Source organism: Staphylococcus sp. FSL W8-0271, from assembly GCF_038006605.1.
GTDB lineage: Bacteria > Bacillota > Bacilli > Staphylococcales > Staphylococcaceae > Staphylococcus > Staphylococcus cohnii.
Genome location: NZ_JBBOVM010000001.1, coordinates 2,350,194 through 2,362,760 on the forward strand (window position 1 = coordinate 2,350,194; position 12,567 = coordinate 2,362,760).

Below are 12,567 nucleotides of genomic sequence, written 5' to 3' on the forward strand. Positions count from 1 at the left end.
ACGCTTTAGCACTATTACCTATATCTATCTAATTTTATGATTCAGAAGTTTCTTTTTCTTTTTTATCTTCTGTTCTATCCTTAATATCATATTTATATTCTTTACCATCATGATCAATATAGACATTTTTACCTTCGATTTGGTTGCCATCTAAGATTAACTCACTCAAGTTATCTTCAATTGTTTTTTGAATTTCTCGAATCAGTGGTCTAGCACCATATTCCGGATCATAACCTTCTTCAGCGATGCGTTCTTTAGCTGCATCAGACACGATAATGTCGATATCTTGTTCTGATAAACGATCTGTAAGTTTATTTACCATCATCGTCACAATTTCTTTCAATTCATCTTGAGAAAGTTTGTGGAATACAATAATGTCATCTACACGGTTTAAGAATTCTGGACGGAAAGCATTTTTCAATTCTTTCATCATTGTCTTACGGATTGATTCATAATCTTGTCCTTCAGATGCGCCACCAAATCCTGCAAAGCGCTGATCTTGTAATTCTTGGGCACCAACGTTAGATGTCATAATAATCACAGTATTACGGAAGTCTACTTGACGACCTTTTGTATCTGTTAGATGTCCATCATCTAATACTTGTAACAAGATATTAAACACATCAGGGTGCGCTTTTTCGATTTCATCAAATAATATAACTGAATATGGTTTACGTCTTACTTTTTCAGTTAATTGACCGCCATCATCATGACCAACATAGCCTGGAGGCGCTCCTACTAAACGGCTGACAGCATGTTTTTCCATGAACTCACTCATGTCTACACGAATCATTGCATCATCTTCACCAAACATTGTTTCTGCTAATGCACGTGCTAATTCTGTTTTACCGACACCTGTAGGACCTAAGAATATAAAGCTACCAATTGGTCTCTTAGGATCTTTCAATCCAGCTCTTGCACGTCTTACTGCTTTACTGATTGATGTCACTGCTTCTTTTTGACCAATAACACGTTTATGCAACGTATCTTCCAAGTTAAGTAAGCGATCAGATTCTGTTTCATTGATTTTTGTTAGTGGAATACCAGTCCAACCAGCAATCACTTCACCAATATCATCTTCAGATAAAGATGTATTCGCACCGTTTTGGCTATTTTTCCAATTATTATTCGCTTCTTCGTATTGTTTTTCTAATTTAGTTTGTTTATCACGTAAATTAGCTGCATTTTCAAATTCTTGTGCATGTACAGCTGCATCTTTTTCATTTTTCACTTGTTCAATTTCTTGTTCCAACTCTTTTAAGTTTGGTGGTGTAGTATGACTTTTTAGTCTTACTTTTGAACTTGCTTCATCAATTAAGTCGATAGCTTTATCTGGTAAGAAACGATCAGACACATAGCGATGACTTAATTTCGCTGCTGATTCTAAAGCTTCATCAGAGATGTTAATGCGATGATGTGCTTCATAACGATCACGTAAACCTTTTAAGATTTCAATTGTATCTTCAACAGTTGGTTCATTTACTTGAACAGGTTGGAAACGACGTTCTAACGCTGCATCTTTTTCAATGTTTTTACGATATTCATCTAGTGTAGTCGCACCGATACATTGTAGTTCACCACGTGCCAATGCTGGTTTTAAGATATTTGATGCATCGATAGCACCTTCTGCACCACCAGCACCTACTAATGTGTGTAGCTCATCAATGAAAAGAATGACGTTGCCTGCTTGGTGAATTTCTTCCATAACTTTTTTTAGACGTTCTTCAAATTCACCACGATATTTCGTACCTGCAACGACTGTTCCCATATCTAATGACATCACACGTTTACCTTTAAGTGTTTCAGGCACTTCATTGTTAACAATTGCAAGTGCTAAACCTTCAGCAATTGCTGTTTTACCGACACCTGGTTCCCCGATTAATACTGGGTTGTTCTTAGTACGTCTACTTAATACTTCAATCACACGCGTGATTTCTTTATCTCTGCCAATGACAGGATCTAGTGTGCCATCATTAGCAATTACTGTTAAATCACGTGCAAGACTATCTAACGTTGGCGTATTATTAGATTTATTTGCCTGTGCATTTTTATTACTCATTTCAGGACTTCCTAAAGCTTTCACTACTTGAGCACGTGCTTTAGTAATGTTTAAGTCTAAATTAGCAAAAACACGTGCAGCCACGCCTTCATTTTCTCTAATTAAGCCAAGTAATATATGCTCTGTGCCGACGAAGTTATGGTGTAATTTTCTTGCTTCATCCATTGATAACTCAATAACTTTTTTAGCACGAGGTGTGTAATGTAACGCACCCATTTGTTCTTGACCGTGGCCAATTAATTTTTCAACTTCTGTTACTACTTTTTCTTCAGTAATATCAAAAGATTCTAACACTTTTGCTGCAATACCTTCTGGTTCTTTCATTAAACCTAAAAGTAAATGTTCTGTTCCTATATTTGAATGATTTAAGCGAATGGCTTCTTCTTGAGCATGTGCCAATACACGTTGTGCACGTTCTGTCAGTCTACCAAATAACATAGCATGACCTCCTAATTTATATGTTCTCTTAATATATCTGCTCTTTTTTCGTTAACTGTTCTATCATCTTCATCATCTAATAAGAATGGCGATTGAATTGCAACCATCAACTCATTAAATTTGAAGTCTTCTAAATCAATATAGTCTAAGTCTATACCTAATTTTACTTCACTTAATCTAAATGATGCTTCTTCCATAGATATTAGTCTACTATATTTTAGGATACCTAACGAACGATATACTCTATCTAAAGTTTCAATTTTATTATGCTTGCTTAGTCGTTCGCGAATTTGCATCTCTTCATTAATAATTTGTTGTACTACTTCAGTTAAACTTTCAATAATTTCTTCCTCTGTTTTTCCAAGCGTCAGTTGATTGGAAATTTGATAAATGTGACCGTATACTTGAGAACCTTCACCATAGATACCTCTTATTGTGAAACCAAAACGATTTATCGTTTGAGCGATTCTATTCATCCGCTTCATAATCGTAAGTCCAGGCAAATGTAACATTACACTTGCTCTCATACCCGTACCAATATTCGTCGGACATGTAGTTAAATAACCAAGTGTTTCATCAAAGCTCACATCTAATTCACTGTCTAGTGTGTCATCCAATGCGGAAGCTCTTTCGTATAATGTTTGTAATGATAAATCATTACCCATGGCTTGAATTCGTATATGATCTTCTTCATTAACCATAATGCTTAAAGATTCATCTTCATTTAAAAGTACTGCAGCAGCAGGTCTCTTTATTAACTCGGGACTTATAAGATGTTTCGCTACAAGTTTATATTTGCTCTGCTGATCCATCGTGTCTAATCTCTGTATAAACATGTTAGGAAGCGCATCTTGAACTTCATTTATCACTCTATTACCATCTTGTTCTGATGCAAACATCAAAGGGTGTACATGATTTTCTAAATTTCTGGCCAAACGCAATCTCGAAGACATTACGATTGGACTTTCTGCTTCGTCTCTCATCCACTCACTAATGTGAGTGCTGATATCATTTTTACTCATCATGCTTCACCTCTCTGTCTTCTTTCAATGCTTTAATTTCATCCCTAACAACTGCAGCTTCTTCAAAATTTTGTTCTTCAATCAACTGATTTAAATAAGATGTTTTCTCTTCTATTTGTTTTTTTAAAGCTAACTTTCTATGTGAAGAACGCGGTGTTTTTCCAGTGTGTTCGATTTGACCACCTTGTACACGTCGTACAATATCGACAATGTCATCTTTAAAAGTTGCATAGCAGTCTGCACAACCAAATTTACCAACATGCGCAATATCTTTTAATGTCATTTGACAAGTAGGACATCTTTTCTCTTCTTTAAATGCAATTTCATCGAAATCAATACCGTGTTTCGCTGCTAAATGTTGTAATATTTGTTTTACAACAAACGCACCTTCAATGTCATCTTGTGACTGCATTTGTTGGTTTTGGGTCCACGGGTTACCGCCTTGTGCGCATGTAGCACAAACCCATTTTTCATGTACACCGTCTTGTCCTTTAACTGCTAACTTTACTTCTGCTTCATTTAAATGACAATTTTCGCACAGCACGACTAAACACCTCTCTTAATTTCTTTAATAATAATTTATTACATGTAATATTCGTTTCACTATATTAGCACGTATAATATCTCTTGATAATACATCCATTTTCAAAGTTTCTCTATCGATTACAGCATAAATCATTTTTGCTTCGCGTTCACTAATATAAGCTTTATCTAACAGACCGTCTATGATGTAATATGCTTGCTGTTGTGAAATAGATGGTCCGATGAGTTGAAGTAAATGATTAATGTAACCTGTTTCGTCTTTGTTTTCAATTTTAGTGATTCGAATATAACCACCGCCACCTCTTTTACTTTCTATTTCATAACCATGTTCATTCGTAAAACGTGTTTTAATCACATAGTTTAGTTGAGAAGGCACACAGTCAAATCGCTGTGCAATATTGGCACGTTGAATTTCAACAACGTCTTCATTGGTGTCTTCAAATAATTTTTTAATGTACTGTTCTATGATGTCGGACATGTTATGCATGATTATCACCTCTTTTGACCTTCTTTGACTATATTATATGACCAACTTTGACCTTTTTCAACCAATATGTTTTAAATTTTTTCGTTTTTAGATGTAAGTAAGCGCTTGTTTATTGTATTATAGGAATTAAGAAAAATTTTAAAGGGATGAATTATTATGCATATTATTATCGGTTTAATTGGTATTGCTGTGTTTCTTGGGTTAGCTTTCCTCTTTAGTTCTGACAGAAAAAATATTCGTTGGCAATACATCGGCTTATTACTCGTAATACAACTTGTATTTGCGTTTATATTATTAAAAACAAAATTTGGTATTACAGTCATTGGTGGCATTTCAGATGGCTTTAATTATTTATTAGCTAAAGCTGCTGAGGGTGTCAATTTTGTATTTGGTGGATTTGAATTTGTAGATCCTGAAAATCCCCCATTCTTCTTCAATGTATTATTACCAATCGTTTTTATTTCAGCATTAATTGGTATCTTACAATACACAAAAATATTGCCGTTCATTATTAATTATTTAGGTTTAGCTATTTCTAAAGTAAACGGTATGGGCCGTTTAGAATCATATAATGCAGTGGCAGCAGCAATTTTGGGACAATCTGAAGTTTTCATTTCGCTCAAAAAAGAATTAGCACTTATACCTAAACAACGTCTTTATACATTAACTGCTTCCGCGATGTCTACAGTATCGGCTTCTATTATAGGTGCTTATTTCACTTTAATTGAACCCAGATATGTAGTTACAGCTGTAGTATTAAACTTATTTGGTGGGTTTATCATTGCCTCTATTATCAATCCATATAAAGTAGATGCAAAAGAAGATAAATTAATTGTTGAAGAAAGTGAAACAGAAAAACAATCCTTCTTCGAAATGTTAGGGGAATATATTTTAGATGGGTTTAAAGTTGCTGTAATTGTGGGTGCGATGCTTATCGGTTATATAGCAATTATCGCTTTATTAAACGGTGTTGTGAGTGCAATTTTCACTGGAATTTCTGGTGGAAGTATTACATGGGATTTCCAAACTTTGATTGGATTTATATTTGCACCATTAGCGTTTTTAATTGGAGTACCTTGGGACGATGCTGTTCAAGCTGGCTCGATTATGGCAACAAAATTACTATCTAATGAATTTGTTGCTATGCAAAGTTTAAATGAAGTTAAAAATATCAGTGACCACGCTAAAGGTGTAATCTCTGTATTTGTAGTTTCTTTTGCTAACTTTAGTTCTATTGGTATTATATCCGGCGCAATCAAATCACTTAACAACGAAAAAGGTGACATGGTAGCACGCTTTGGTTTGAAACTATTATTTGGTGCAACACTTGTATCATTTATTTCTGCAGCAATCGCAGGCTTCTTTATCTAACTAAATTGACAAAAAGAAAAAACAGGTCAATCCATTTTGGAGTTGACCTGTTTTTAATTGCGCTACATTAAACTTTCTCAATTGTTGTAGCTGCTACAATATGTTCAATGAAATATTGGGTTACGCGATAATCTTCTGTTAATTCTGGATGGAAAGATACACCTAAATAACGGCCTTCTTGAACTGCTACAATTTTCTCACTAACTGAGCTCAATATCGTAGCATTGCCATGTACTTCTACAATATGTGGTGCTCTGATAAACACACCTTCTATATCTTCTGCTATACCAGTAATATTTAAATGACTTTCAAAACTATCTACTTGTCTTCCAAACGAATTTCGTTGAACTGTAATGTCTAATTTATTAAGATATCCTTCTTCTCCAACAATATCCTTCGCCATAACTATAAGACCTGCGCAAGTTCCGAACATAGGTAATTCAGATTGTTGTAATGCTTCTTTAAACCCATATAAATTCATTAAACGGCGTAACGTTGTCGATTCACCACCTGGAAGTATAAGCCCATCAATTTCGTCTAATTGTTCTACATGTTTAATGGCAATACCTTCGTGGCCACTTAATTCAATATGCTTCAAATGTTCTCTCACGGCACCTTGTAAAGCTAAAACACCTATTTTCATATTACCAACCACGCTCTTGCATACGTTCTTCTAATGATAAATCATTAATGTCTAAACCTTTCATTGCTGTTCCTAACTCTTTCGCTAATCTACCAATCAATTCATAATCTTGATAATGTGTCGTAGCCTGTACAATTGCTTTTGCAAATTTTTCAGGATCTTCTGATTTAAAAATACCAGAACCAACAAATACGCCATCTGCACCTAATTCCATCATCAAAGCAGCATCTTGTGGTGTTGCTACACCACCCGCTGCAAAATTCACAACTGGCAACTTGCCATTTTCTTTAATTGATTTTAATACATCAAAAGGTGCGCCTATATTTTTAGCTTCCGTCATAATTTCATCATCATTCATTACTGTTATACGGCTTACTTCAGCATTAACTTGTCTAATATGTCTGACAGCTTCAACAATATTACCAGTACCAGGTTCACCTTTTGTACGTAACATTGCCGCTCCTTCGCCTATACGACGCGCTGCTTCACCTAAATTACGACAGCCACAAACAAATGGTACTGTAAAAGTATCTTTGCGTAAGTGGAACTCTTCATCAGCAGGCGTTAAAACTTCTGATTCATCAATATAGTCAACACCCATTGCTTCTAGTACACGTGCTTCTGTTATATGACCAATACGTCCTTTTGCCATTACAGGTATAGAAACAGCATTCATTACTTCTTCAACGATTTTAGGGTTGGCCATTCTAGCAACGCCACCAGCCGCTCTAATATCTGAAGGAACACGTTCTAATGCCATTACAGCAACTGCTCCTGCCTCTTCTGCAATCTTCGCTTGTTCAGCATTGACAACGTCCATAATAACGCCGCCTTTTTGCATTTCAGCCATTCCTCTTTTAACTCTTTCTGATCCAGTAAATTTAGACATTTTATTTACCCCTTTACTTAGTTGATTAAATTCATTTTAAAAGATAAACTGGTATTTAAAAAGGTACACTTTTGGAATTATTTAGGAGGTCAGTTTATTGTCTAAAAATCATCTTTATATCAATTTATACGAAAATTTAAAACAACAAATCATTGAAGGACAATATGAGTCTGAAGATAAATTTCCATCTAAACGTGTGTTAGGACAACATTTATCTGTGAGTAACACAACAATAGAACATGCATATCAGCTACTACTAGATGAAGGATATATATATTCTAAACCACGTTCGGGGTATTTTGTTTCAGATATAGAAACGCTTCCTATTGTCACAAGAAACCCAGATCAATTTTATGCACAAAATCACTCGAAAAATAATCATGATGCAGTACAGTCAAACCATTCATTAGCATTTAATTTATCTGAAATTGATGCTGAATATTTTCCTATGAAACAATTTAGAAAATACGCAAAAGATGCCTTTGAAGATGAAGAAATTGATTTACTACAACATGCTAATTTAAAGGGAGAAATATCATTAAGACAAGAAATTGCGCATTACTTATTTAATAGCCGTGGCGTTAACTGTCGACCTGAACAAATTATTATTGGCTCTTCAACAGAGCAGCTTATAAACCTTTTAACTGACATTTTAAATGATGGGCGATTCTTAATAGAAAATCCTAGCTATCCACCTATTAAGCAAGTATTAGATAAAAAACAAATTGCTTATCTTCAAGTACCAGTAAATAGTACAGGAATAGAAATAGATTGTTTTCAGAAATCAAATAATAATATCGCATATGTCACGCCATCACACCAATTTCCAACAGGTTATGTCATGAGTTTAAAAAAAAGAACCCAACTTATCACTTGGGCACAACAAAGCCCTGATAGATATATCATTGAAGATGATTATGATTCTGAATTTCGCTACTTTGGCAAACCCATTCCAGCTTTGCAAAGCCTTGATACTAAAGACAAAGTAATATATATTAGTACCTTTTCCAAATCTTTATTTCCTAGTTGTCGAATTGCATATTTAGTTTTACCAAATACTTTACTATCAAAATATGACAAACTAGAAAACAAAGAAGGAAATACAGTACCTGCGCATACACAAAAAATAGTTTCACACTTTATGAAATCAGGTAGTTTTGAAAGACATCTCAATAAAATGAGAAATGTATATCGTCATAAATTAACAACAATTTTAAATGCATTAGCTCCCTATCAATCACAATTAACAATAGATGGTGCTTTAGCGGGTATGCACTTTACGCTCACTGTCAAAAATCGTTTGACTATGGAACAATGCTTAGAACGTGCAAAGGCAAATGATTTAAAAATAATTCCCTTTAACAAATATGATAGTGATCAAATCACAGTTAAATTTATACTAGGCTTTGGTGGCATCCCGATATCACAACTCAAAGCACATACAGACGCACTTATCAAATCATTAACGGTCTAGTTTGAATTTCTTTGCTAGATTTACTAATAGTTAAAATTTCAGAATAATTAAGTACCACTCTCAATTGATTGAGCTAGTGGTACTTATGCATGCGTATTAACTCATGTTTCAGCACTTTGAACTGGAAGTTAAGCTCCTTTTTGGTAAAAAAAAGAGACCCTTTCGGGTCTTAATTGCCTGGCAACGTCCTACTCTTGCGGAACGTAAGTCCGACTACCATCGGCGCTAAGGAGCTTAACTTCTGTGTTCGGCATGGGAACAGGTGTGACCTCCTTGCTATAGTCACCAGACAATATCATGTATAACTATTATACATTCAAAACTAGATAGTAAGTAAAATTTAGTTCAACCAACAAAACTTTTAAATTTGATTAAGTCTTCGATCGATTAGTATTCGTCAGCTCCACATATCGCTATGCTTCCACCTCGAACCTATTAACCTCATCATCTTTGAGGGATCTTATAACCGAAGTTGGGAAATCTCATCTTGAGGGGGGCTTCATGCTTAGATGCTTTCAGCACTTATCCCGTCCATACATAGCTACCCAGCGATGCCGTTGGCACGACAACTGGTACACCAGAGGTATGTCCATCCCGGTCCTCTCGTACTAAGGACAGCTCCTCTCAAATTTCCTACGCCCACGACGGATAGGGACCGAACTGTCTCACGACGTTCTGAACCCAGCTCGCGTACCGCTTTAATGGGCGAACAGCCCAACCCTTGGGACCGACTACAGCCCCAGGATGCGATGAGCCGACATCGAGGTGCCAAACCTCCCCGTCGATGTGAACTCTTGGGGGAGATAAGCCTGTTATCCCCGGGGTAGCTTTTATCCGTTGAGCGATGGCCCTTCCATGCGGAACCACCGGATCACTAAGTCCGTCTTTCGACCCTGCTCGACTTGTAAGTCTCGCAGTCAAGCTTCCTTGTGCCTTTACACTCTATGAATGATTTCCAACCATTCTGAGGAAACCTTTGAGCGCCTCCGTTACTCTTTAGGAGGCGACCGCCCCAGTCAAACTGTCCATCTGACACTGTCTCCCACCATGATTAATGGTGCGGGTTAGAAATCCAATACAGCGAGGGTAGTATCCCACCAACGCCTCCACGTAAGCTAGCGCTCACGTATCTAAGGCTCCTACCTATCCTGTACAAGCTGTACCGAATTTCAATATCAGACTACAGTAAAGCTCCACGGGGTCTTTCCGTCCTGTCGCGGGTAACCTGCATCTTCACAGGTACTATGATTTCACCGAGTCTCTCGTTGAGACAGTGCCCAAATCGTTACGCCTTTCGTGCGGGTCGGAACTTACCCGACAAGGAATTTCGCTACCTTAGGACCGTTATAGTTACGGCCGCCGTTTACTGGGGCTTCGATTCGTAGCTTCGCAGAAGCTAACCACTCCTCTTAACCTTCCAGCACCGGGCAGGCGTCAGCCCCTATACATCACCTTACGGTTTAGCAGAGACCTGTGTTTTTGATAAACAGTCGCTTGGGCCTATTCACTGCGGCTCTCCTGGGCGTGAACCCTAAAGAGCACCCCTTCTCCCGAAGTTACGGGGTCATTTTGCCGAGTTCCTTAACGAGAGTTCGCTCGCTCACCTTAGAATTCTCATCTTGACTACCTGTGTCGGTTTGCGGTACGGGCACCATAAATCTAGCTAGAGGCTTTTCTCGGCAGTGTGAAATCAACGACTCGAGGAAACAATTTCCTCTCCCCATCACAGCTTGACCTTAAGAGTGCCGGATTTGCCTAACACTCAGTCTTACTGCTTGGACGTACAATCCAATCGTACGCTTCGCCTATCCTACTGCGTCCCCCCATCGCTTAAAACGATACATGGTGGTACAGGAATATCAACCTGTTATCCATCGCCTACGCCTATCGGCCTCAGCTTAGGACCCGACTAACCCAGAGCGGACGAGCCTTCCTCTGGAAACCTTAGTCAATCGGTGGACGGGATTCTCACCCGTCTTTCGCTACTCACACCGGCATTCTCACTTCTAAGCGCTCCACATGTCCTTACGATCATGCTTCAACGCCCTTAGAACGCTCTCCTACCATTGTCCTACGGACAATCCACAGCTTCGGTAATATGTTTAGCCCCGGTACATTTTCGGCGCAGTGTCACTCGACTAGTGAGCTATTACGCACTCTTTAAATGATGGCTGCTTCTAAGCCAACATACTAGTTGTCTGGGCAACGCCACATCCTTTTCCACTTAACATATATTTTGGGACCTTAGCTGGTGGTCTGGGCTGTTTCCCTTTCGAACACGGACCTTATCACCCGCGTTCTGACTCCCAAGTTAAATTGATTGGCATTCGGAGTTTGTCTGAATTCGGTAACCCGAGAAGGGCCCCTCGTCCAAACAGTGCTCTACCTCCAATAATCATCACTTGAGGCTAGCCCTAAAGCTATTTCGGAGAGAACCAGCTATCTCCAGGTTCGATTGGAATTTCTCCGCTACCCTCAACTCATCCGCTCACTTTTCAACGTAAGTCGGTTCGGTCCTCCATTCAGTGTTACCTGAACTTCAACCTGGTCAAGGGTAGATCACCTGGTTTCGGGTCTACGACCAAATACTCAACGCCCTATTCAGACTCGCTTTCGCTACGGCTCCACATTCACTGCTTAACCTTGCATCAAATCGTAACTCGCCGGTTCATTCTACAAAAGGCACGCCATCACCCATTAACGGGCTCTGACTACTTGTAAGCACACGGTTTCAAGTTCTCTTTCACTCCCCTTCCGGGGTACTTTTCACCTTTCCCTCACGGTACTGGTTCACTATCGGTCACTAGAGAGTATTTAGCCTTGGGAGATGGTCCTCCCGGATTCCGACGGAATTTCTCGTGTTCCGTCGTACTCAGGATCCACTCAAGAGAGAACAGATTTTCGACTACAGGATTATTACCTTCTTTGATGCATCTTTCCAGATGCTTCGTCTAATCTATTCCTTTGTAACTCCGTATAGAGTGTCCTACAACCCCAACAAGCAAGCTCGTTGGTTTGGGCTATTCCCGTTTCGCTCGCCGCTACTCAGGGAATCGATTTTTCTTTCTCTTCCTGCGGGTACTAAGATGTTTCAGTTCTCCGCGTCTACCTTCGATACGCTATGTATTTACGTATCGATAATACGACATAACTCGTATTGGGTTTCCCCATTCGGAAATCTTTGGATCACAGCTTACTTACAGCTCCCCAAAGCATATCGTCGTTAGTAACGTCCTTCATCGGCTTCTAGTGCCAAGGCATCCACCGTGCGCCCTTAATAACTTAATCTATTTGCTTTCAACTCGACAACCGTCGGTTGAAAACCCAAAATGTTATTAATCTGTGAGTGTTCTTTCGAACACTAGCGATTATTTCTTTTTGAATTCAAGCTTATTTAAAACTCTTATTCACTCGGTTTTGCTTGGTAAAATCATAAATTTTACTTACTTATCTAGTTTTCAATGTACAAAAATGGTGGGCCTAAGTGGACTCGAACCACCGACCTCACGCTTATCAGGCGTGCGCTCTAACCAGCTGAGCTATAGGCCCATCATAAATAGAATACTCTGATGAGCATTCAAAACTGAATACAATATGTCAATGTTATTCCTTTTCATCTTCTAAAGAAGATGTTCCGAATA

8 protein-coding genes, 1 tRNA gene and 2 rRNA genes are annotated in these 12,567 nt (G+C 38.2%); 2 read left to right on the forward strand and 9 right to left on the reverse strand.

Annotated features, from left to right (window positions below):
• Nucleotides 1-34 precede the first annotated feature (34 nt).
• From NST87_RS11560 to NST87_RS11575, 4 genes are read right to left on the reverse strand one after another with little or no spacing between them, the layout of a single operon-like run.
• Nucleotides 35-2,497 (reverse strand): ATP-dependent Clp protease ATP-binding subunit, encoded by a 2,463-nt coding sequence (locus NST87_RS11560; RefSeq protein WP_019468585.1) that lies wholly within the window; start codon nucleotides 2,495-2,497, stop codon nucleotides 35-37.
• Between the two features lie 11 nt (nucleotides 2,498-2,508).
• On the reverse strand, nucleotides 2,509-3,519 hold the full coding sequence (locus NST87_RS11565) for a protein arginine kinase (protein ID WP_019468586.1): 1,011 nt from the start codon (nucleotides 3,517-3,519) through the stop codon (nucleotides 2,509-2,511).
• Nucleotides 3,512-4,063, reverse strand: coding sequence for a UvrB/UvrC motif-containing protein (locus NST87_RS11570; protein ID WP_340721736.1), 552 nt, complete (start codon nucleotides 4,061-4,063; stop codon nucleotides 3,512-3,514). Before NST87_RS11570 ends, NST87_RS11565 begins: the two co-directional genes overlap by 8 nt.
• A gap of 24 nt (nucleotides 4,064-4,087) precedes the next feature.
• The gene (locus NST87_RS11575; RefSeq protein WP_019468588.1) at nucleotides 4,088-4,549 is read right to left on the reverse strand and encodes a CtsR family transcriptional regulator; all 462 of its coding nucleotides are present in this window, start codon (nucleotides 4,547-4,549) and stop codon (nucleotides 4,088-4,090) included.
• Nucleotides 4,550-4,705: 156 nt separating this feature from the next.
• Between NST87_RS11575 and NST87_RS11580 the strand changes: the two genes are divergently transcribed.
• A complete protein-coding gene (locus NST87_RS11580; RefSeq protein WP_019468589.1) occupies nucleotides 4,706-5,920 on the forward strand; it encodes a NupC/NupG family nucleoside CNT transporter in 1,215 nt (404 codons plus the stop codon).
• 67 nt (nucleotides 5,921-5,987) lie between these two features.
• Here NST87_RS11580 and pdxT read toward each other — a convergent pair whose 3' ends face one another.
• Both pdxT and pdxS read right to left on the reverse strand, forming a co-directional pair.
• Nucleotides 5,988-6,563: a pyridoxal 5'-phosphate synthase glutaminase subunit PdxT gene (pdxT, locus tag NST87_RS11585; RefSeq protein ID WP_340721737.1), complete on the reverse strand. Its 576-nt coding sequence runs from the start codon at nucleotides 6,561-6,563 to the stop codon at nucleotides 5,988-5,990.
• A gap of 1 nt (nucleotide 6,564) precedes the next feature.
• The gene (pdxS, locus tag NST87_RS11590) at nucleotides 6,565-7,452 is read right to left on the reverse strand and encodes a pyridoxal 5'-phosphate synthase lyase subunit PdxS (protein ID WP_019468591.1); all 888 of its coding nucleotides are present in this window, start codon (nucleotides 7,450-7,452) and stop codon (nucleotides 6,565-6,567) included.
• Between the two features lie 97 nt (nucleotides 7,453-7,549).
• Between pdxS and pdxR the strand changes: the two genes are divergently transcribed.
• On the forward strand, nucleotides 7,550-8,926 hold the full coding sequence (gene pdxR, locus NST87_RS11595; protein WP_019468592.1) for a MocR-like pyridoxine biosynthesis transcription factor PdxR: 1,377 nt from the start codon (nucleotides 7,550-7,552) through the stop codon (nucleotides 8,924-8,926).
• 175 nt (nucleotides 8,927-9,101) lie between these two features.
• Here pdxR and rrf read toward each other — a convergent pair.
• From rrf to NST87_RS11610, 3 genes are all read right to left on the reverse strand, one after another.
• Nucleotides 9,102-9,216, reverse strand: a 5S ribosomal RNA gene (rrf, locus tag NST87_RS11600).
• A gap of 77 nt (nucleotides 9,217-9,293) precedes the next feature.
• Nucleotides 9,294-12,214: ribosomal RNA gene (locus NST87_RS11605) — 23S ribosomal RNA — on the reverse strand.
• A 184-nt stretch (nucleotides 12,215-12,398) separates the two neighbouring features.
• Nucleotides 12,399-12,475: transfer RNA gene (locus NST87_RS11610), tRNA-Ile, on the reverse strand.
• Nucleotides 12,476-12,567: the final 92 nt, after the last annotated feature.

What these genes read in the sequence shown, in the direction of transcription:
- NST87_RS11560 (WP_019468585.1), bottom strand. Translation starts at nt 2,497, where the DNA reads ATGTTATTTGGTAGACTGACAGAACGTGCACAACGTGTATTGGCACAT.
- NST87_RS11565 (WP_019468586.1), bottom strand. Translation starts at nt 3,519, where the DNA reads ATGAGTAAAAATGATATCAGCACTCACATTAGTGAGTGGATGAGAGAC.
- pdxT (WP_340721737.1), bottom strand. Translation starts at nt 6,563, where the DNA reads ATGAAAATAGGTGTTTTAGCTTTACAAGGTGCCGTGAGAGAACATTTG.
- pdxS (WP_019468591.1), bottom strand. Translation starts at nt 7,452, where the DNA reads ATGTCTAAATTTACTGGATCAGAAAGAGTTAAAAGAGGAATGGCTGAA.
- NST87_RS11580 (WP_019468589.1), top strand. Translation starts at nt 4,706, where the DNA reads ATGCATATTATTATCGGTTTAATTGGTATTGCTGTGTTTCTTGGGTTA.
- NST87_RS11575 (WP_019468588.1), bottom strand. Translation starts at nt 4,549, where the DNA reads ATGCATAACATGTCCGACATCATAGAACAGTACATTAAAAAATTATTT.